Origin of the sequence: Rhodococcus sp. C1, assembly GCF_020809065.1 — a bacterium.
Taxonomy (GTDB): Bacteria; Actinomycetota; Actinomycetes; order Mycobacteriales; family Mycobacteriaceae; genus Rhodococcus_F; species Rhodococcus_F qingshengii.
Window position 1 is genome coordinate 4,168,676 of the sequence record NZ_CP078080.1, and the last position, 19,851, is coordinate 4,188,526.

At 62.2% G+C, this 19,851-nt stretch carries 19 protein-coding genes; 12 read left to right on the forward strand and 7 right to left on the reverse strand.

Going from position 1 to position 19,851, the window contains the following annotated elements; all coding sequences use genetic code 11:
* Genes KTR60_RS19005 through KTR60_RS19015 form a run of 3 tightly spaced genes read left to right on the forward strand, consistent with a single transcriptional unit; the run spans position 1 to position 2,195 of the window.
* Positions 1–474 (forward strand): Lrp/AsnC family transcriptional regulator, encoded by a 474-nt coding sequence (locus KTR60_RS19005; protein ID WP_003941284.1) that lies wholly within the window; start codon positions 1–3, stop codon positions 472–474.
* Positions 475–510: 36 nt separating this feature from the next.
* Positions 511–1,749 carry a benzoate/H(+) symporter BenE family transporter gene (locus tag KTR60_RS19010; RefSeq protein ID WP_003941402.1) on the forward strand — a complete coding sequence of 413 codons (1,239 nt, stop codon included), beginning with the start codon at positions 511–513 and terminating at the stop codon, positions 1,747–1,749.
* Complete coding sequence (locus tag KTR60_RS19015) at positions 1,746–2,195, forward strand: acyl-CoA thioesterase (protein WP_042447890.1); 450 nt, start codon at positions 1,746–1,748, stop codon at positions 2,193–2,195. The genes KTR60_RS19010 and KTR60_RS19015 overlap by 4 nt, the downstream gene beginning before the upstream one ends.
* Here KTR60_RS19015 and KTR60_RS19020 read toward each other — a convergent pair.
* Positions 2,192–3,220 carry a phosphotransferase family protein gene (locus KTR60_RS19020; protein ID WP_003941376.1) on the reverse strand — a complete coding sequence of 343 codons (1,029 nt, stop codon included), beginning with the start codon at positions 3,218–3,220 and terminating at the stop codon, positions 2,192–2,194. The two genes, KTR60_RS19015 and KTR60_RS19020, sit on opposite strands and share 4 nt — an antisense overlap.
* Before the next feature lie 221 nt (positions 3,221–3,441).
* Here KTR60_RS19020 and pdhA point away from each other — a divergent pair, with 221 nt between their 5' ends.
* Genes pdhA through KTR60_RS19045 form a run of 5 tightly spaced genes read left to right on the forward strand, consistent with a single transcriptional unit; the run spans position 3,442 to position 8,608 of the window.
* Positions 3,442–4,530, forward strand: coding sequence for a pyruvate dehydrogenase (acetyl-transferring) E1 component subunit alpha (gene pdhA / locus KTR60_RS19025; protein ID WP_042447892.1), 1,089 nt, complete (start codon positions 3,442–3,444; stop codon positions 4,528–4,530).
* Positions 4,527–5,504 carry an alpha-ketoacid dehydrogenase subunit beta gene (locus tag KTR60_RS19030; RefSeq protein ID WP_208690464.1) on the forward strand — a complete coding sequence of 326 codons (978 nt, stop codon included), beginning with the start codon at positions 4,527–4,529 and terminating at the stop codon, positions 5,502–5,504. Before pdhA ends, KTR60_RS19030 begins: the two co-directional genes overlap by 4 nt.
* Positions 5,501–6,709, forward strand: coding sequence for a dihydrolipoamide acetyltransferase family protein (locus KTR60_RS19035; RefSeq protein WP_208690463.1), 1,209 nt, complete (start codon positions 5,501–5,503; stop codon positions 6,707–6,709). The genes KTR60_RS19030 and KTR60_RS19035 overlap by 4 nt, the downstream gene beginning before the upstream one ends.
* Before the next feature lie 10 nt (positions 6,710–6,719).
* Positions 6,720–7,925: an MFS transporter gene (locus KTR60_RS19040; protein ID WP_116056444.1), complete on the forward strand. Its 1,206-nt coding sequence runs from the start codon at positions 6,720–6,722 to the stop codon at positions 7,923–7,925.
* A 29-nt stretch (positions 7,926–7,954) separates the two neighbouring features.
* A complete protein-coding gene (locus KTR60_RS19045; protein WP_007726101.1) occupies positions 7,955–8,608 on the forward strand; it encodes a hypothetical protein in 654 nt (217 codons plus the stop codon).
* 411 nt (positions 8,609–9,019) lie between these two features.
* On the opposite strand, the gene KTR60_RS19050 is transcribed toward KTR60_RS19045, so the two are convergent.
* The 4 genes from KTR60_RS19050 to KTR60_RS19065 form a co-directional block, all read right to left on the reverse strand.
* Positions 9,020–10,450 (reverse strand): NAD(P)(+) transhydrogenase (Re/Si-specific) subunit beta, encoded by a 1,431-nt coding sequence (locus KTR60_RS19050; RefSeq protein WP_003941368.1) that lies wholly within the window; start codon positions 10,448–10,450, stop codon positions 9,020–9,022.
* Positions 10,450–10,773, reverse strand: a complete 324-nt coding sequence (locus KTR60_RS19055) for an NAD(P) transhydrogenase subunit alpha (protein ID WP_003941319.1) — start codon at positions 10,771–10,773, stop codon at positions 10,450–10,452. The genes KTR60_RS19050 and KTR60_RS19055 overlap by 1 nt, the downstream gene beginning before the upstream one ends.
* The gene (locus KTR60_RS19060; protein ID WP_003941381.1) at positions 10,773–11,882 is read right to left on the reverse strand and encodes a Re/Si-specific NAD(P)(+) transhydrogenase subunit alpha; all 1,110 of its coding nucleotides are present in this window, start codon (positions 11,880–11,882) and stop codon (positions 10,773–10,775) included. Before KTR60_RS19060 ends, KTR60_RS19055 begins: the two co-directional genes overlap by 1 nt.
* 527 nt (positions 11,883–12,409) lie before the next feature.
* The gene (locus KTR60_RS19065; protein WP_042923127.1) at positions 12,410–13,948 is read right to left on the reverse strand and encodes an AMP-binding protein; all 1,539 of its coding nucleotides are present in this window, start codon (positions 13,946–13,948) and stop codon (positions 12,410–12,412) included.
* 191 nt (positions 13,949–14,139) lie between these two features.
* On the opposite strand from KTR60_RS19065, the gene KTR60_RS19070 reads away from it, so the two are divergent.
* Together KTR60_RS19070 and KTR60_RS19075 are read left to right on the forward strand one after the other, a co-directional pair.
* Complete coding sequence (locus tag KTR60_RS19070; RefSeq protein WP_003941328.1) at positions 14,140–14,958, forward strand: maleylpyruvate isomerase family mycothiol-dependent enzyme; 819 nt, start codon at positions 14,140–14,142, stop codon at positions 14,956–14,958.
* A 34-nt stretch (positions 14,959–14,992) separates the two neighbouring features.
* Positions 14,993–15,616 (forward strand): Type 1 glutamine amidotransferase-like domain-containing protein, encoded by a 624-nt coding sequence (locus tag KTR60_RS19075; protein ID WP_228401152.1) that lies wholly within the window; start codon positions 14,993–14,995, stop codon positions 15,614–15,616.
* Positions 15,617–15,673: 57 nt separating this feature from the next.
* On the opposite strand, the gene KTR60_RS19080 is transcribed toward KTR60_RS19075, so the two are convergent.
* On the reverse strand, positions 15,674–16,000 hold the full coding sequence (locus KTR60_RS19080; RefSeq protein ID WP_003941297.1) for a hypothetical protein: 327 nt from the start codon (positions 15,998–16,000) through the stop codon (positions 15,674–15,676).
* Positions 16,001–16,574: 574 nt separating this feature from the next.
* Here KTR60_RS19080 and KTR60_RS19085 point away from each other — a divergent pair.
* Both KTR60_RS19085 and KTR60_RS19090 read left to right on the forward strand, forming a co-directional pair.
* Positions 16,575–16,844 carry a GNAT family N-acetyltransferase gene (locus tag KTR60_RS19085; RefSeq protein WP_007726096.1) on the forward strand — a complete coding sequence of 90 codons (270 nt, stop codon included), beginning with the start codon at positions 16,575–16,577 and terminating at the stop codon, positions 16,842–16,844.
* Positions 16,845–17,005: 161 nt separating this feature from the next.
* A complete protein-coding gene (locus KTR60_RS19090) occupies positions 17,006–18,232 on the forward strand; it encodes an MFS transporter (protein ID WP_172403525.1) in 1,227 nt (408 codons plus the stop codon).
* Here KTR60_RS19090 and KTR60_RS19095 read toward each other — a convergent pair.
* A complete protein-coding gene (locus KTR60_RS19095) occupies positions 18,225–19,793 on the reverse strand; it encodes a carboxylesterase/lipase family protein (protein WP_007726092.1) in 1,569 nt (522 codons plus the stop codon). The genes KTR60_RS19090 and KTR60_RS19095 overlap by 8 nt on opposite strands.
* Positions 19,794–19,851 lie beyond the last annotated feature (58 nt).

Below are 19,851 nucleotides of genomic sequence, written 5' to 3' on the forward strand. Positions count from 1 at the left end.
ATGACGAAGAATGAGCCTCTGGATCCGGTGGACTGGAAGATTTTGGCCGAATTGCAGAACGACGCGTCGATCACCAACAAGGTGTTGGCCGATCGAGTCGGCTTGGCGACGTCCTCGTGCCACGAGCGCGTACGACGCCTACGCGCCAACGGCACGATCAGCGGCATCCATGCGGTTGTCGATCCGGCAGCCGTTGGCCGGTCGATGCAGGCGATCATCGCCGTTCAATTGCGACCACACCGCCGCGACCTCGTCGACCGGTTCACCGCCGACGCGCTAGCGCTGCCGGAAACGCTTGCGCTCTTCAACGTCTCGGGGCCCGAGGACTTCTTCCTCCACGTCGCGGTCCGTGACAGCGCTCATCTACAACGGGTATTGATCGACCACCTCGCCGCACATCCCGAGGTCTGGCACGCCCAAACGCACCTCATCTACGGCAAAGCGGTCACCTCACCCATCCGACCGGACAGGTAAATCGGGCCTCGAGCGGGTCGGGCAGAATCACTGACCATGTCGGACTCCACAGATACCACCGAACCGGAAGCCGTTCGCAGCAACTCGCAACCGATGAGCGCAGGCATCGTCACGGCCCTCGTCGGCTTCACCAGTTCGTTCGCGGTGGTCCTCACCGGCCTCGCCGCTGTCGGCGCGGACGCGACCGAGGCGGCGTCCGGACTGCTGGTTCTGTGTGTGACCCAAGCGTTGGGAATGCTCTGGCTCTCACGCCGGTATCGGATGCCGATCACCCTGGCCTGGTCGACTCCCGGTGCCGCTCTGCTCGCCGGCGCCGGAGCCGTCGAGGGTGGGTGGCCTGCGGCGGTCGGAGCATTCATCGTCGTCGGAATCGCGATTGTTCTGACCGGACTGTGGCCGACGCTCGGAAGGATCATCTCGGCAATCCCGACGCCCCTCGCGCAGGCGATGCTCGCCGGGGTTCTGATGCCGTTGTGCCTGGCGCCGATCATCGCCGTCCGGGACGCCCCCGCAGCGGTCGCGCCCGTCATCCTGGTTTGGCTTGCCGCGCAGCGCTTCTCCAAGCGATGGGCGGTTCCGCTCGCGTTCCTCACCGCCGCGGTCGTGATCGGGATCAGCCTCGTCACGTCGGATCGAGTGCTCGACGCCGGCGCCATGATTCCCCGCATCGATCTCACCGCGCCGTCGTGGACCTGGCAGGCAATGATCGGCATTGCGATTCCCCTCTACATCGTCACGATGGCTTCGCAGAACATTCCCGGTGTGGCCGTGATGAATTCGTTCGGATACACCGTTCCCTGGCGACCGTCGATGATCGTGACGGGTATCGGCACCATCGTCGGCGCACCGGCCGGTGGCCATGCGATCAACCTCGCGGCGATCAGCGCAGCCCTGGCCGCCGCCCCCACCGCACATCCGGATCCCAAACGTCGATGGATCGCTGCCTTCACCGCAGGCTGGGCGTATCTCGTTCTCGCTGCCGGCGCGGCCGCGGTGGCCGCTCTGGTAGCCGCCGCACCGGCCGGAGTCGTGGAAACTGTTGCCGGACTGGCGCTCCTGGCAACGCTTGCCGGCGCCCTCACGTCGGCGCTGAGCGAGGCGAGTGAACGTGAAGGCGCCGTGGTCACGTTTCTGATCGCCGCATCCGGGGTCAGTATCCTGGGAATCGGTTCGGCATTCTGGGCACTGTTGGTGGGGCTGATCGTGCGTGCAGTCCTACAGGGCACCACCCTGCCCTCACTCTCGCGAAAGTCCTCACTACAGTCGAAGCCGTGAGCACAGCGCAGACGCCCCCGTCGATCAGCGAGTTTCCCGTTCTCTGGCCCGTCCCGACGCGGTGGGACGACAACGATCACTACGGCCACGTCAACAACGTGACCTACTACTCGTACTTCGACACCGCGGTCAACGCCTGGCTGATGTCTTCCACTGGAACCGACATCCGCACCCTGCCTGCCATCGGCGTCGTCGCCGAGACGTCGTGCCGGTACCTGAGCGAACTGTCGTTCCCCGAGCAGTTGCAGGTGGGTATCTCCGTCGAGAAGCTGGGCACCAAGAGCATCGTCTACGCCCTGGCGATATTCCACGAGGTCGACGGTGGCAATTGGGAACCCGCTGCCACCGGCCGCTTTGTCCACGTCTACGTCGACGCCGACACCCGTAAGCCGGTGGAGATCCCGGCGGCCATCAGATCTGCAGCCGGGACCTTGACCGAAAACTAGCTCAGACCGAGCTGATCTGCCGTCAAGACGGCGCGTGCAACGATTCCGTCGATCAGCGCGACCGTCGGGCCGCCGTGCTCGGCCTTGTTGCGCGGATCGTCGAGGATACGTCGCAGCACGCCCTCCGCGATGATCGAGAGCTTCCACAGAGCGAGTACGTGCCAGTATCCGACCGCTGACACGTCGCGGCCAGTCGCCTCGACGTAGGCAGCGACCAGCTCGTCACGGTTCGGGAAGCCTTCCAGCGTGGACGCCATGAACGGACCGGCAACCTTGTCACCGGCTTCCGGCCAGTACGCGAGTAGCGCACCGAGGTCCGCGAGCGGCTCCCCCAACGTGCACAGCTCCCAGTCGACGACGGCAACGATGCGCCCCTCGGCCGGATCGGTGATGACGTTGTTGAGGTGGAAGTCGCCGTGAACCAACGTCACTTCGTTCTGTTCCGGAATGTTTCGGTGCAGAATCTCGGCCAATCGGTCGACATCCGGAACATCGCGGGTCTTCGACTTCTCCCACTGCGCCGACCACCGCTTGAGCTGACGCTCGGCAAAGGGCTTGCGGCTGGCCAGGTCGTCCAGCCCGGTCTCTTCCAGGTCAACTCCGTGGATGCTGGCGAGGGTTTTGGGCATCGCCAAGCCGACCGCGCGACGCTCGTCCTCGGTCAACTTCTGAGCCACCGGAACGCCGTCGATCACAACGCCGTCGATGTAGCTCATGAGGACCAGCGGAGCGTCCGTGATCTCCGGATCTTCCGTGATGCCGAGGATCTTCGGAACCGGCACTTTGGTTCCCTGGAGCGAGGACAGGATGCGGTGCTCGCGAACGACGTCGTGCGCGGACGCCAACAACGTGCCGAGTGGAGGTCTGCGCAGTACCCACCGTCCTCCGCCCGCATCCGTCACGGAGTAGGTCAGGTTCGATTGCCCGTTACCGATCCTCTCGAAAGTCAGTGGTGTCGTGGCGCCGACCCCCAGTTCGGCGATCCACGCGGAAACAGCTTCTTCGTTCAAACCGACTGCAGTCACCGCACCGATGCTAGCGGTTGAAGTCCGATCGGTTGGCCGTACCGACACGTTTGTTACTCGCCAGTTCGCAGTTCAGGTCTTGATACGGCAGTGAAAATACTTGCGGATTTCCCAATCAGGGGGATCCTGATGGTAGAGCGACAACTGCATACGACACATCGGGATTGTGCGGCGTACTCACGAGGCACGCCGGGCATGAGCAGAAACCGAGGTGAGCGAAGATGATCGACAACCTCGATTATCCGGTCCAACTCATCCAACCGAACGGCGCACGGGTGTGCCGTCCCGAATTCGACCGCCTGATAACGGACATCGGGCCTGACGAACTGCTGTCGTTGTATCGCGATCTCGTCGTGAGTCGCCGAATCGACACCGAAGCTGTTGCCCTGCAGCGTCAAGGCGAAATCGGTTTGTGGGCTCCGATGCTAGGCCAAGAAGCCGCCCAGGTCGGTTCCGCGAGAGCGCTCGCCCCAGACGACTTCGCGTTCACCAGCTACCGCGAACATGCCGTCGCGTACTGCCGGGGTGTTCCCCCCGAATTGCTGACCACCATGTGGCGAGGAATCTCCCATTCCGGTTGGGATCCAGAACAATTCAACGTCACCAATCCGGCGATCGTCGTCGGCTCCCAAGGGCTGCACGCCACCGGATACGCACTCGGCGCACACCTGGACGGCGCCGAGATCGCAACGATCGCGTACTTCGGCGACGGCGCCACAAGTCAGGGTGACATCGCCGAGGCGATGGGATTTGCCGCCAGTTTCCGTGTCGGCGTTGTCTTCTTCTGCCAGAACAACCAGTGGGCAATCAGTGAACCGGTATCCCTGCAGTCCCGTACACCCATCTCGCATCGGGCGATCGGTTACGGTATTCCGGCGATCCGCGTCGACGGTAACGACGTCCTTGCCGTGCTCGCCGTGACGCGCTCGGCGCTCTATCGCGCACGCGAAGGCAGCGGCCCGACGTTCATCGAGGCGATCACCTGCCGGATGGGCCCGCACACGACCTCCGACGATCCGAGCAGGTACCGCACCGATACGGATATGTCGGAGTGGAAAAGCCGCGATCCGCTCGAGCGAATGCGTCTGCTCCTCGGCCGTCGCGATCTTCTCGGAGAAAACGAACTCAGCACCATCGCGGCAGCCGCCGACGACGTCGCCGCTGGACTGCGACGCGCAACCATCGCGCTCGCCGATCCGCCCCCGTCAGCGCTCTTCGATCACGTCTACGCCGAGGCACACCCACTGATCGACGCTGAACGCGAAGAGCATCGCGCGTATCTCCGTAGCCTGGAAGGGGCTTCGTCATGACCGTCATGAATCTGGTGACCGCGCTCAACACCGGCCTTCGACGCGCACTCGAAGACGATCGTCGCGTTGTCATCATGGGCGAGGACGTCGGCCGTCTCGGCGGCGTATTCCGGGTTACCGACGCCCTGCAGAAGGACTTCGGCGACACTCGGGTGATCGACATGCCCCTCGCCGAATCAGGGATCGTGGGAACAGCTTTCGGGCTTGCCTTGCGCGGATATCGTCCTGTCTGCGAAATCCAGTTCGACGGTTTCGTCTACCCGGCCTTCGACCAGATCGTCTGCCAGGTGGCAAAGATTCACTACCGCACCCGAGGCACTGTGACCGCACCACTGACGATCCGGATTCCCAGCGGCGGCGGAATCGGTGCGGTGGAACATCATTCGGAGTCGCCGGAAGCGTACTTCGCTCACACCGCAGGGCTGCGGGTGGTGTACCCGAGCAATCCGAGCGACGGTTTTCACATGATCCGCCAATCCATTGCGGCCGACGACCCGGTGATATTCCTCGAACCCAAACGGCGCTACTGGGATACCGCCGACGTGAATACCGATGCCGCGCCCGAGCTTCCGCTCCACCGTGCTCGCGTCGCCCGCTCGGGGAACGACGCGACAGTGGTTGCGTACGGATCCATGGTCACCACCGCACTCGACGCCGCGCGGATCGCCGAAGAAGAGGGCCATGATCTGGAAGTGGTGGATCTGCGTTCACTCTCCCCCGTCGACTTCGACACGATCGAGGCGTCGGTGAACAAGACAGGCCGGCTGGTCGTTGTCCACGAGGCTCCGAAGTTTCTCGGCGTCGGCGCCGAAATCGCAGCACACGTCGCGGAACACTGCTTCTATCAGTTGGAGTCACCGATCCTGCGGGTCACCGGATTCGACATCCCCTACCCGCCCGCCAAGCTCGAGCGTTTTCACCTTCCGGACGCCGACCGGATCCTCGCGGCGCTCGACCGAACGCTGGCAGCATGAGCACGGCACACGAATTCCGGTTACCGGATCTCGGCGAGGGCCTGACGTCCGCCGATCTGGTCGAGTGGGCGGTCGGCGTCGGCGACACGGTGGCACTCAATCAAGTTCTCGCCCAGGTAGAGACAGCCAAAGCTCTTGTCGAACTGCCGTCGCCCTACGTCGGTGTTGTCAGAGAACTCCTCGTCGAACCTGGCACTACCGTTCCGGTGGGTACTCCGATCATCCGTATCGAGGAGTCTTCAAATTCACCGTCTCCAAGTAATTCTCAGTCTCCGAGCGTGCTGGTCGGATACGGACCCGCGACCGAGAGACCGAGCCGCCGACGGAGCAAGATCACGCCGTACTCGCAATCCGCGGCGAGTACCGAGCGTCGGCCCGCAACCCCCGCGGCGCGGCGCGCGGCCCGCGAAGCCGGCATCGATTTGAGCGAAATCACCGGCAGCGGATTCGACGGTGCCGTCACCGCAGCTGACGTCGCAGACGCGCTTACCGTGCAGTCGCCTTCGGATAACGCGACACGCCTGGCCTCGTCCGGCATACGAAAACAGATGGCGTCGGCGATGGTTGCCAGCACCCGTGCTCCGCAGGCCAGCGTCTTCCTCACCGCCGATGTCACGCCTTCGATGGAACTGCTCGGCAGGCTCCGTTCCTCGGAGGCGTTCACCGGACTGTCCCTCACTCCGCTGACTCTCGCTGCCAAGGCAATGGTGGCCGCCGTCGCCTCGCACCCGATGGTGAACGCGCATTGGGACGAGGCCCGCGGCGACGCCGCCGTCGACGATGACGTGAATCTCGGCATCGCCGTCGCCTCCGAACGTGGACTGTCCGTGCCCAACATCAAGAGCGCCCAGACCCTGAGCCTGGTCCAGCTCGCACGCGCGGTGACCGAACTGACCGTCGCTGCCCGTGAGGGAAAGACGGACGTCCGTCATCTGACGGGTGGCACCGTCACGATCACCAATGTCGGAGTCTTCGGCGTCGACGGCGGCATTCCGCTTCTCAATCCGGGAGAAGCCGTCATTCTCTGTCTGGGCTCGGTGAGCGAGCGTCCGTGGGTGATCGAGCGCAAGATCGAAGTGCGGAGCGTCGTGACACTGACGTTGACGTTCGACCACCGCGTGCTGACCGGTGAGCAGGCCGCGAGATTCCTCTCATTTGTCGCACAGATGCTCGCGGACCCGGACCTGTTGCTGACTCACCTGTAGAAAGGAACGAGTGAGCGTCAACCCCACCGACCGCGCAGTCCCCACCTCCGCCCTGGTGCGCGCCCGCGCCGGCATCTTCGGCATTTTCGGCATCAACGGATTTCTCCTCGCGATGTGGGTCGTCCACATCCCGTCCATCGAACACCGAGTGGGGATCAGTCACTCGACGCTCGGCTCACTTCTTCTCCTTCTTGCAGTCGGAGCCATTGCCGGCATGCAGTTGAGCGGCCCGCTCGCAGATCGATACGGCAGCAGACGCATGGTCGTCCTGGCGGGTAGCGGGCTGGCATTCGCCACTCTCGGCCCGGGGTTTGCCACGAACACCTGGCAGCTGGGCGCTGCACTTGTCGTGTTCGGCTTTGCGAACGGCGCGTTGGACGTGTCGATGAACTCGCAGGCCGTCGAGGCCGAACAGTTGTACCGGCGCCCGATCATGGCGGCCTTTCACGGCATGTTCTCGGTCGGTGGCGTATTGGGCTCTGTCATCGGATTCGGCACTCTCGCACTGGATCTTCCGCCGTATGTCACGCTCAGCATCGCGTCGGCAATCGGCTTGCTGGCAGTCTGGTTGTGCTCGCGACCCCTTCTCCCTCACGTCGACGTGCATGCCGAAACCGCGTCGACTACCGGAAAGACACACGGCAGATTCTCGGCTCGCGTACTTGCCCTCGGAACCCTCGCCTTTGTTCTGATGCTGGCCGAGGGAGTGGCAAACGACTGGAGCGCGCTGCAGGTCAAGGAAGATCTCGGTGTTTCGAATGCCGTTGCCGCACTGTCGTTCGGCGCATTCTCCGCCACGATGACCGTCGGCCGGTTCACCGCGGATCGGATCAGCGCGGCGGTAGGCCCGGTGGCCGTGGTTCGCTACGGCGCGTTGCTGTCGTCCGTCGGCATGCTGACCGTCGTGGTATCCGGCTGGCTACCACTGACGTTGCTCGGTTGGGCGCTGTTCGGCGCAGGCCTGTCGGGATGTATTCCGCAGATCTTCACCACGGCCGGAAATCTGGGCTCAGGTTCGGCCGGTACCAACATGTCTCGCGTCGTCGGCATGGGATACATCGGATTCCTCGCCGGGCCGGCAACCATCGGGTGGGTCACCAAGCTTGTGCCTCTCACCACAGCAATGTTGATCCCGTTTGCATGCGTCCTGGTCGCAGCGGGTTGTGCGGGTGTCGTTCGGCGCGATTCTCCGACCGCCTACAGACCTCACAGCTGATCCTCACGATCGGCACAGACTCAACAGGGATGCTGGTACTCGTGACCGTCTCGACCTCCACCCAGCACCCCGCTCCCTCCACAACCACTCGCTTCCTCGTCCTTGCCGCGATCGCCGTCGTAGCGCTGGGCGTCTTGTATTTCGTGCGACCCACCTCGCCCGGTTTGAGCGTCCCGGAACAGGTGCGCGCACTTGCCGAGTGGACGGTAGGCCGATTCGACGTCACCGCTGTACTCGCAGCCACTACCGCTCTGGCCGTCGTCTCGATGGTCCGCGGACTGCCATACGGCATCGGCGCGATCCTGCTCCTCGGAATGGGCGCCAATCTCACCAACGCGGCATTCGGTTCCTGGCTCCCCGATGTGCCCCAGGACCTATTGCCCAGCGGTCACGTCGCAGCGGCGACCGCGCTGTACTGCTCGGCGATCTTGATCTCCGCCCCGCAGTGGCGTCCGGTGGTCGCCGGGCTCGGATTCGTCGGAGTTGCTGCGATCGGTGCCAGCGCGCTCGCCGCCGAGCTGAGCGGCCTTTTCGGAGTGATAGCTGGCATTCTGATCACCCTGGTATGGGCCTGTGCCGCAGCCATTTTGATGGCACGATCGCCCATCGCCGCGAAACGTGAAGAGCTACGCCCGGATACGGCAGCCATCGCGTTCTCCAGGCACCGGAGCATCCGACTTTAGTCCTAAATCTTTGGGATTCAGAGATTTTCGCCGATAGCTCGCCCGCCACGGTTGCACATGACGTATGTTCTGAAATGTCCGAATCAAGTAGTTCCACAGCGAAGGAGTCTTTACCGTGAGCCTCGAAGATCTGAACCCGCTCGAACTGATCCAGAAGTTGATCGAACTACTTTCCGGCTTCTCTTCCGACCCCGAAACCCCCGAGGTTCCGTAAAACGTCGCCAGAGGCGCCTGTTCCGAGTTTCGTCTCGGACCAGGCGCCTTTGTCGTTTCAGCACAAGAAGTCGTTGCAGCACAAGAAGTCGTTGCAGCACAAGAAGTCGTTGCAACACACGACATCTTTGCAACACACGGCCACGAAAAAGGCGTCCACTCGCAGCTGCGAGTGGACGCCCCTTCCGAGTACCAGCGCTAGAGCGCCTTGAGTTCCTCGGTTACTTCGGAGACCGACTTCTTGGCGTCACCGAAGAGCATCGAGGTGCCCTCGGCGAAGAAGAGCGGGTTCTCGATACCGGCGAAACCGGAGTTCATCGAGCGCTTGAGCACGATGACGGACTTCGACTGGTCGACGTTGAGGATCGGCATTCCGTGAATCGGTGAGCTCGGATCGTTGCGCGCCGCCGGGTTGGTGACGTCGTTCGCGCCGATCACCAAGGTGACATCGGTACGAGAGAACTCGTCGTTGATGTCGTCCATTTCCTTCATCGCGTCGTACGAGACATCCGCCTCTGCGAGAAGGACGTTCATGTGACCGGGCATACGGCCGGCGACCGGGTGAATGGCGTACTTGACCTCGACGCCCTTCGACTCGAGCAGTTTCGCCATGTCCTTGACGGCATGCTGAGCCTGCGCGACGGCAAGTCCGTATCCGGGTACGACGATGACCTGGTTGGCGTAGGCCATCTGGATGGCCGCGTCGGCGGCCGAGGTCGCCTTTGCCGTGCGCACGACGCCGTCGGAGGATGCGGCTTCACCGCCACCACCACCGAAGCCGCCGGCAACGATGGCCGGGATGGACCGGTTCATGGCCTTGGCCATGAGGTTGGTCAAGATGGTGCCCGAAGCACCGACGATCATGCCGGCGACGATCATCGCCTGGTTGTTGAGCGCCAAACCTGCAGCAGCAGCTGACAAACCGGTCAGAGCGTTGAGCAGCGAGATGACGACGGGCATGTCCGCGCCGCCGATGGGCAGCACGACCATCAGTCCGAGGATGCCCGAGAGCACGAGCACGCCGACGATCCACAGTGAGCTGGTCGGGCCTTCCGGTGAGATCGCCTTGATACCGATGATCACCGAGAACGCGACGGCGGCAATGAGCAGCAGAGCATTGAGCGGCTGCTGGAGCTTGCCGATTCCGATCGGACGACCAGGCAGAGTTTCCTGCAGCTTCAGGAACGCGATCACGCTGCCCCAGAAGGAGATCGATCCGATCACCGCGGCAAAGAGCGAAGCGATGACGATGTGTACCGTCGGCGATTCGCCGTGCTGGAATGCGGTGAAACCGTCCGAGTCCAGGAACTCCGCGTACGCGATCAACGCGACTGTGCCGCCGCCGACACCGTTGAACAGTGCCACCAACTGCGGCATGGCCGTCATCTTCGTCCGGAGCGCCGGCGGAACGCCGAGCACGACACCGATGACAAGGCCGGCAGCGATGAGGATCCAGTTCCCCATCTCCGCATCACGAATGGAGATCAGAGTTGCAACGACGGCGATGAGCATGCCGACCGCGGCGATCTGGTTGCCGCGGACTGCGGTCTTCGGGCCGGTAAGACCCATGAGGCCGTAGATGAACATCGAGAACGCGACAATGTAGAGCGCATTGACCAGGTATTCCATTACTGGTCACCATCCTTCGACACAGACTTGGCAGCCGGCTTGGCCTTGAACATCGCCAACATGCGGTCCGTGACCACAAAACCACCGACAACGTTCACGGTTCCGAAGACGAGCGCGACGAACAAGATGATCTGCAACCCGATCGAGGGATCGTGCACCTTGCCCAGGACGACCAACGCACCCAGGACGACGATGCCGTGGATGGCGTTCGTACCGGACATCAACGGGGTGTGCAGGGTGTTCGGAACTTTGGAGATCACAGCGAAACCGACGAACCCGGACAACACCAGGATCGCGATGTTCGCCAGAAGTGATGTGTACATCAGGCGCCCTTCTCTTCACGGGTGACGCACGCACCGGCCAGAACCTCGTCGGAGAAATCAGGCGCCAAGGCACCTTCCACCAACATGAGTTCGATCAGCGCGGAAATGTTCTTCGAGTACAACTCGGACGCATGCTCCGGCATGGACGCCGGCAAATTCAGCGGAGAGCAAATGGTCACGCCGTGCTTGACGACGGTTTGACCCGGCTCGGTCAGCTCGCAGTTACCACCGGTTTCACCCGCGAGGTCGACCACGACACTGCCCGGCTTCATGCCTTCGACCGCGGCAGCGGTCACCAGGCGCGGCGCGGGACGACCCGGAACCAGAGCTGTGGTGATCACAACGTCGAAGCCCTTGATCGCATCTTCGAGTGCCTGCTGCTGCTTCGCTCGCTCGTCGTCGGTCAACTCGCGGGCGTATCCACCCTCGCCCGCCGCATCGATTCCGAGGTCGAGCCACTGTGCACCCACCGAACGCACCTGGTCGGCGACCTCAGGACGCACGTCGTACCCGGTAGCGCGGCCACCGAGACGCTTGGCTGTCGCCAGCGCCTGCAGACCTGCCACACCCACTCCGAGGACCAGAACCGTCGCAGGCTTCACCGTGCCCGCAGCGGTGGTGAGCATCGGGAAGAACCGCGTCGACTCCGATGCTGCCAACAGAACAGCCTTGTACCCGGACACGTTCGCCTGCGAGGACAACGCGTCCATCACCTGCGCGCGGGAGATACGAGGAATCGCCTCCACGGCGTATCCCTCGATGCCGGCGGCCTTCAACTCGGCGATGCGGTTGTCCGCATTACGCGGATTCAGGAAACCGATGAGCTTCGCGCCGGTACTGATCCGGGCGATCTCTTCTGTCGACGGAGGCGCAACCTTGACCACCACGTCAGCAGTCCACGGATCGCCGATCTTCGCGCCGGCAGCGGTGTACAACTCGTCGGGAATCAACGCCCCGAGACCGGCCCCGGACTCGACGACCACGTCGACACCCTTGCCGATCAAAGCGGACACAATTTTCGGCACCAATGCGACCCGACGCTCACCATCACTCGATTCCCGAGGGACGCCGACCGACGGACGCACTTGTGCGCTCTTCGATGTTTCCATTTTCCATTACCTTCTGCGGTTGGTGGTTCGCCTGCTGCGACGAGCGGCAACCAGCATGTGATGAGCGGAAGATGACCCGCTTTTGGGTGAATGGTGACTGATAGTAGCCAGAGTTAACGCGGCGTAGGGAAACCGACGACGCACTTTCTCCATCTGAATCGAGTCCGAACAGTATGTTTGGACATACCTGAAGAAGCCTACTGTGAGGCCGATCACACCGGAATGGCGGACTATTCCACTATTTGAAACGGCCGAAAGACGTAAAGGCATCAGAATGACGCGCCGAATAATCACCGTCGAGCGAGTTTACGAACCGGCTTCCGAATGTAACGCCGTCCGACTCCGTGTAGACCGACTCCGGCCACGCGGCCTCAAACGCGAAAACCTGCAGTACGCCTCGCACCGGCCTCGGATGCTCGACCCGTTGTTCTACTGACAGCAAGCAAGGACCTGCCATACGGTCACGCGCAGGTCCTTGCCGACTATCTCGCAGAATTACTCTGATGTCCTAGCATTTCACTAGAGCATCAATTGCTCACATATTGAGACCGCAACTTGTGCTTGACGAGCTTTCCTGTAGCGGTCCTAGGCAATTCGTCGGCAAAGTCAATGCTTCTCGGTGCTTTGAAATGTGCGACCTGACTGCGAACGTATTCCAGCAATTCCTCGGCGACATGGGCACCAGGCTCGATTCCCTCCGCTAGTTGGACAACCGCCTTGACCTGCTCACCCATTTCTTCGTCGGGAACACCGATGACCGCCACGTCGAACACCTTCGGGTGCAAAGTAAGGATGTTCTCGGACTCCTGTGGGTAGATATTCACACCACCGGAGATAATCGTGAACGCGGCGCGGTCGGTCAGATAAAGGAAACGCTCGGAGTCGATATAGCCGATATCTCCACTCGTCGTCCACGTCGGATGATCCGGATGCTGCGCGGCAGCCGTTTTCTCGGGATCATTGTGGTACCGGAACGGCAAAGTCTCCCGCTCCCAGAACACGGTACCGATCTCGCCGACCGGAAGATCGCGCCCGGCGTCGTCACAGATGTGCACGATCCCCATCACTCCGTCACGCCCGACGGAACCCGGATGCGACAAGGCCTGCTCACTGTTGATGAAGGTAGCGCCCGAACCCTCGGTCGAGGCGTAGTACTCGTAGATCACCGGCCCCCACCAGTCGATCATTGCCGTCTTCACTTCGGGCGGGCAGGGAGCAGCAGCGTGAATGGCGACCTTCACCGTCGAGACGTCGTAACGATCACGGGTCTCCTTCGGAAGTTTCAACATTCGAACGAACATCGTCGGTACCCACTGACTGTGCGTCACAGCGTATTTACCGATCAACTCCAGCGCGGTTTCGGCTTCGAATGCATCCATCAAGATCACGGTTCCGCCGACCGAATTGATCACGCCGCAAAAACGCAGGGGCGCCGCGTGATAGACCGGAGCCGGGCACAAATAGACTGTGTCGGAATCGAACCCGTACATCGGTGCGAACACCGCGGTGTACGGATCCATGGTGGTGTTCACCTCACCCTCCGGGAGATCTCCTTTGATCCCCTTCGGCCTGCCGGTGGTTCCCGACGAATACAGCATGTCAGCCCCACGCGGCTGCGAGTCGAGTGGAGCAGTGGACTGCGCATCGACCGCTTCTTCGTAGTCGTCGAAGCCCTCGAGGGCGCCGCCGTACACCAATCGGTGCCGCACGCGTGGAATCAGCTTCTCGTCCAACGGAACTGCTGCGGACGCCTGCCCCGACGCCACCAGAATTGTCGCCTCGCAGTCGTCGACGATGTAGGCAGCCTCCGCAGCCGTGAGATGCCAGTTCACCGCGGTGATGTAGAGGCCGGATCTCAACGCTGCCCAGTACACCTCGAACGCCCGGAGATCGTTGTTCGAGATGAGAGCGACGTGGTCCCCAGGCTTGGCACCGACACTTCGGAAGTATCGCGCCAACTGCGTCGACCGTTCGTCGAGTTCCCGATAGGTGATGGACTCACCCGTCGCAGGGCGAATGACGGCGGGCTTGTCCGGTGTGGACTGGACAAAATTTCCTGGAAACACGAAGACTCCTCTGTCGGTGACGACAACGCCGCGTGAGCCTGATTCGGCGTCGACAATCCTGGTCTACCACAGGAACTCTGCCACCCTCGGAGGTTTGGCGACACCGACTCGAAGCATGGGAATGCCCGCTCACTTATCCGCCGGGACATACAGTGAGGAGAACCGCACCGTCCGAAACAGGAGATGTCCACATGAGTGGTTGGCCCCAGGACTCAGTAGTCGACGCATTGACCGAGGAATGGAGAGTCATCGACGCACTGCTGGCCGAACTCGACGGCGATCAGTGGTTGGCACCGTCGAACCTTCCGGGGTGGACGGTTCACGACATCGTGTCCCATCTGATCGGTACGGAATCACTGCTCTCGGGCATCAATCCGCCGTCGATCAATCTGGACGTGCACGCATTGCCCCACGTCCACAACGAGATTGCGGCGTTCAACGAGCGCTGGGTCGAAGGCCTGCGGCGGACACCGCACTCGGACCTGCTGACCCGATATCGCGAGATCACCGCCGAACGAACCGAAGCGCTGCGCTCGATGACCAGCGCGGACTGGGACGCCGAGACACAAACACCGGTCGGTCTTGCGCCCTATGGCCGGTTCATGCGTATTCGGACCTTCGACTGTTGGATGCACGAACTCGACATCAGAGATGCAGTTGGCATTCCGGGTGAGGAAGGCGGATTGCGCGCGGAGACTGCATTCGGCGAAATCACCAGCGCGCTCGGATTCGTCGTCGGAAAACGAGGAAAGGCGCCAGAGGGAGCACGGATCACTTTCGAACTCGAAGGGCCACTTGCCCGTTCACTTCACGTCTCGGTCGACGCGCGAGCAACACTCGTCCCGGAGTTGGACGGTCCGGCGACCACGACCATCTCGATGAGCTCACCGCTCTTCACCCGAATTGCCGGTGGCCGTGTCCACGCGTCGGATCACCGAACCGACATCTCGCTTCGCGGTGACACCACGGTGGGCACACGCGTCGTCGACAATCTGGCGTTCACGATTTGAGGGCTGGGTGGGTACGTCGCGAAGGTACTGAGAAGTGAAACTGTTTCTCTCGTCCTACCGATTCGGCGACCACCGCGAGGCCTTTGTCGATCTCGTAGGCCGCGGCGCTCGCATCGCAGTCATCGCCGCGGCTGCAGATTCGTGGCCCGTCAATGCCCGCAGTTCAGCAGTCACCAGCGAATTGACTCTGCTACGGGCAGCGGGCTTCACCGCAGAGGAAGTGGATGTCCGAGACTTCCTGGGTGCACCGGAAGCACTGGAACTCCGGCTCCGCGATTTCGACTGCCTGTGGGTTCGCGGCGGAAACACGTTCGTCCTGCGAGCTCAGCTAGCTCGAAGTGGCGCTGACCGGGTCATCGAGATACTGGTTCGTTCAGGCGTCGTGGCCTATGCGGGATACAGCGCCGGAGCGTGCCTGGCGACTCCGACTCTGATCGGGCTGGACGCGTCGGACGACCCCGCTGAAGTCATGCCAACGTGCGGTATCGACCCGATCTGGTCCGGGCTCGCGCTGATCGACTTCGCGATAGTGCCGCACGGCGGCGATTCGCTACTCGAAGATCCACAGGTGACTGCGCGGACGGTTGCGACCCTGACCACGGCGGGCGTGCAATTCACCGTGCTCACCGATTACGAGGTGATACTCGTCGACCGTTGATGTAACGCAGACGGTTGATCTTGACGCAGACTGAGCAGTCGACTCGGCCCGACCGGATCAGCCGTGCTCTGCCACCGCGGTTCCGGCTGCCGGCGACTGACGCTCGAGCCTCGTCCACGCGATCTCCCAGCGCTTGACAGAGACCTCGTCAGCGTCCTCGAGAAGGGCGTCGAGGAGCAGGCGTGGATTTTCGCGCCATGCCAGTTCAGCGGCATGAACTTCCGCAGCCGAGAACAACCCGGAAGCCTCGAGATCACGAATCCATTCGCAGATCTCGCCTCGGTGAATCCGTGCGATGGTCTCGTATCCCAGACCTTCGTCAAGGAAGTCGTACGAAAAAATTGCGGCAAAGTAACTGTTCGACTCACGCTGCCCGAAAATCATGTGCGTTCCTTCCTCGAAGTTGTCCGACGAAGACTCGAAATCGAACCGTTGAGCAGCGACGCCAAAGTTTTTTTGGCGAAGTTGTAACGCTTCTTCTATCCCCGACGATTCAAACGCTAACCCCCCGAGAGGGTCTTTGGGATCACGTCCGAGAAACGATCTGATGACCAACGCAATACCCCTGGGGTTTCCGCCCGCTCGCACCCATCATCGACACGCAACCAGCGCGCCGCTGACCTGCAATTTGCCCGTTTCAGGCCCTCCACTTAATCCATCCGAACAGACGACAAAAAACTTTGTGACCAGTCCCACATATTGGGATGTTTACGATCGTGATGCATATGTATCACCCGTTGTGGGCACAAAAGTACGGGCAAATCGGCACGTACAGACCAGTTTTGTTCGTTCTCCATGGCGACGAAGGTCCCTTGAACGGTCGTCCAGTTGTAGTTGCGCTAAGTAACGGATCCCACGTCGGCAACCGATATTGCGGACGGCCTGCCAGGTAGCGTGCTCCAGAGAACGTAGACGCGGCGCGGCGCAACCGGCCGCCCTTTCGAAACGGAGCCCGAAGATGACCGAGACAGTGGCGCACAATCCCGCGGAAACGCGTTTCGAGATCCGAGTCGACGGCGAACTCGCCGGTTTCGCCGAGTACTCGGACCATTCCGGCGTCCGTGATTTCCACCACACGGTGACCTATCCGCAGTTTCGTGGGCGCGGGCTTGCCGCCATCGTGGTGCGTGAAGCGCTCGATCAGACCCGGAACGAGGGATTGAAGATCCTTCCGACGTGCTCGTACGTCGAGAAGTTTGTTGCGGAGAACCCCGTCTACCAGGCATAACCGAACGAGAACGGCCAGGGAAAAACCAGTCGCGAACCTGCAGACCCCGCTGCTAGCGTCGATGGTGCCGTCGTCGAAATCCTGGGCGGCACCATCTCGGGGAAGGAAAGAACGTGGTCGCCTCAGCAGATCGGCGTCCACCTGCGTCCACGGACGTAGCTATCCCCAGCTATCTCCCTCTCGCACTGATCAATCTCGCGACGCTGTTCTCGGCGATCGGCAACGGTATCGCCATCGTCGTGCTCCCCTGGCTGGTTCTCGAACGAACCGGTAAGGCTACCGACGCGGCGATAGTTGCCGGCGCAGCAGCCATTCCGCTACTCGTGTCGAGCCTGTTCTCGGGGACATTCGTCGACAAGTTCGGACGCCGTCGAACGTCGATGATTTCCGACGCTCTCTCCGCGATGTCCGTTGCAGCGATTCCGATCATCGCGGCCACCGCGGGCTTGACGATCCCGGTGATCGCGGCGTTGGCCGCACTCGGCGCCGTGTTCGACCCCGCCGGAATGGCGGCGAGGGAGTCCATGCTGCCTGCAGCGACTCGGACCGCCAAGTGGAAGCTCGATCGAACCAACAGTGTGTACGAGGCCAACTTCAACGTCGCGTATCTGATCGGCCCTGGCATCGGCGGTGTCCTCATCGCAACGATCGGAGCGGTGAACACGCTCTGGGTCACGGCGGCAGGTTTTGTGTTCTCGATAGTCGTGGTCGCCTTCATCCGGCTTCCCGGCGCCGGAGTGCCCGAACACGAACACCGTCCGAAATCGATCTGGCACGGCACACTCGACGGTCTTCGGTTCGTCTGGAACAACAAACTGCTGCGCACCCTGGCGCTGATCGACATGGCAGTCGTCGCGCTCTACATGCCTGTGGAGAGTGTCGTGTTCCCGGTGTACTTCACAGAGTTGGATCAACCGGCCCAACTCGGATCGGTGTTGATGGCCTTGGCGATCGGCGGCATCATCGGCTCTCTCGCCTACGCCCCACTGGCGCCGATCATGTCCCGGCGGCTGATCATGATTTTTGCCGTCGCCGTTCTCGGCATAGCGATGCTGGCCATGGCGCTCCTACCTCCACTGTGGGTGATCCTCGTACTTGCCGGACTGCAGGGCCTCGTCTACGGACCAGTCGGCCCGATCGCCAACTACGCCATGCAGACGCACAGCCCGGAGCACATGCGTGGACGCGTCGTCGGTGTCATGACGTCGACGGCCTACGCCGCAGGCCCGCTCGGCTACCTCGCGGTCGGCCCGCTGCTCGATCAACTCGGAATCGCGTCGACCTTTGTGGCCCTGTCGATTCCGATCATCCTGATCGCCGCAGTCTGTGCCTCTCTGCCGGTGCTTCGCGAACTGGATCGTCCGCGGCACTCGACCGACGTCAGTTGAACCCCATCACGTCGTTGCCCCAGGCGACGCGCAATCCGTGATCGGGGTCGCTGACGAGGGTGTCGGCGGAGTCGATCAACAGCGTCGACCGCTTCTCTTCCTCGTACGGCGCCCAGTGCTTCGAGCCGTCGAGGGCCGCCGGCACTGCATGCCTGGCGAAGGCCAACCATCGCCGTTGGATACGGCCGGCCACCTCCATCGCGGCCTTCCGACCGCCGAGCCAGAACGTGGGGTCGACGTTCAGGGTTCCGAAATTGCCGAATACATAAGGTAATTCGGTCGCGTGGCCCGCGCCGATCCGCGCCGCCTTGAGCATCGGCGTCGCGTGATCGAAGCGGTAGACCCATGTAGGGGAATGCCTGCAGTGCGCGTCTGCGATCCAGAGGGTCGGCATGCGAAACGCAGCGTCCCGTGACAGTGCCAGCGCGCCACTCGGTTTCGCATGGTCAGGGTAAGCCGACATGATCTCGGCAAGTTTGGTCGCGGAGATGTCGGGGTGATCGTCGGCCAGTAATTGGAGCATTGCCTCGACGGACTGCGCACTCACCGGCATCAGCGGAGACTTCATGAACTTGAAGATCGACGCCTCGTCCTTGTTGGAACCGATGATCAGTGGGATTCGGTGCGCGTAACCCTTCTGGAAAGCCGCAACCGGGTAGTGCGGCACCAGATCGCGATCGACAACGGGTGCCATCGCCAAAGTTCCCGGAATCCGGGTCGGAATTTCGTTGACCAAATCATCGCTTGCCTTGACGAGCAGTTCCAGATCCGTGGTCAGCAGATCGCCTGCGTCTTCGGGGTCGATCGAGAGCAGTTCGAGAAACCGCTCTGCAACGGTCTTGGCGCGCTCGGCCCCGTAGACGGAGGTCGCGGGCGGACTCTGGGCAATCGCACGATGGAACAGACCTTCGGCGCTCGGACAGGTCATGAGCGTCGTGATGGATCCTGCGCCGGAGGACTCCCCGAACACGGTCACCGCACTCGGGTCACCACCGAAGGCGTCGATGTTGTCTCGAACCCATTCGAGTGCCGCAATCTGGTCTCGCAGACCACAGTTCGATTCGAAAACAGTATCCGCGGTGGAGAATGCAGACAGGTCCAGGAATCCGAGTGCGCCGACGCGATAGTTGAAGGAGACGAGAACGACGTCGCCGGTTTCAGCCAGATGACGGCCGTCGTAGATCGTTTGGGCGGCGGATCCGAGGCAGTAGGCGCCGCCGTGAATCCACACCATCACCGGTCGCGGCGTGCCGTCGGGTCGCGGGGCCCAGACGTTGATCGACAGGCAGTCCTCGTCGATTTTGAAGGCCCGATCGATCGGAACCGCCGGACTCTGGCCTTGCGGCGCGATCGGCCCGAACTCACGACAGTCGCGCACCCCGTCCCACGGCTGTGCGGGTTGTGGCGCTCGGAACCTCCGCTCACCCACCGGCGCCGCTGCGTAGGGCATGCCCTTCCACGCGAATACACCGCCATCCGGATACCCGCGGGCTTCTCCGCCTCGCGCCCGGATCACCAGAGTTCCGTCCTCGCCGAGATTTGGTCGAACGTCGGTCTCCATGTCTGAATCCCCTCCCGACCCGCGCGTGTGGCAATCAAGACCAAACCTACCAATCTCG

Excerpts from the sequence above, each read along its gene's own strand:
- KTR60_RS19005 (WP_003941284.1), top strand. The coding sequence starts at position 1 with ATGACGAAGAATGAGCCTCTGGATCCGGTGGACTGGAAGATTTTGGCC.
- KTR60_RS19010 (WP_003941402.1), top strand. The coding sequence starts at position 511 with ATGTCGGACTCCACAGATACCACCGAACCGGAAGCCGTTCGCAGCAAC.
- pdhA (WP_042447892.1), top strand. The coding sequence starts at position 3,442 with ATGATCGACAACCTCGATTATCCGGTCCAACTCATCCAACCGAACGGC.
- KTR60_RS19030 (WP_208690464.1), top strand. The coding sequence starts at position 4,527 with ATGACCGTCATGAATCTGGTGACCGCGCTCAACACCGGCCTTCGACGC.
- KTR60_RS19035 (WP_208690463.1), top strand. The coding sequence starts at position 5,501 with ATGAGCACGGCACACGAATTCCGGTTACCGGATCTCGGCGAGGGCCTG.
- KTR60_RS19045 (WP_007726101.1), top strand. The coding sequence starts at position 7,955 with ATGCTGGTACTCGTGACCGTCTCGACCTCCACCCAGCACCCCGCTCCC.
- KTR60_RS19050 (WP_003941368.1), bottom strand. The coding sequence starts at position 10,450 with ATGGAATACCTGGTCAATGCGCTCTACATTGTCGCGTTCTCGATGTTC.
- KTR60_RS19055 (WP_003941319.1), bottom strand. The coding sequence starts at position 10,773 with ATGTACACATCACTTCTGGCGAACATCGCGATCCTGGTGTTGTCCGGG.
- KTR60_RS19060 (WP_003941381.1), bottom strand. The coding sequence starts at position 11,882 with ATGGAAACATCGAAGAGCGCACAAGTGCGTCCGTCGGTCGGCGTCCCT.
- KTR60_RS19070 (WP_003941328.1), top strand. The coding sequence starts at position 14,140 with ATGAGTGGTTGGCCCCAGGACTCAGTAGTCGACGCATTGACCGAGGAA.
- KTR60_RS19080 (WP_003941297.1), bottom strand. The coding sequence starts at position 16,000 with ATGATTTTCGGGCAGCGTGAGTCGAACAGTTACTTTGCCGCAATTTTT.
- KTR60_RS19085 (WP_007726096.1), top strand. The coding sequence starts at position 16,575 with ATGACCGAGACAGTGGCGCACAATCCCGCGGAAACGCGTTTCGAGATC.
- KTR60_RS19095 (WP_007726092.1), bottom strand. The coding sequence starts at position 19,793 with ATGGAGACCGACGTTCGACCAAATCTCGGCGAGGACGGAACTCTGGTG.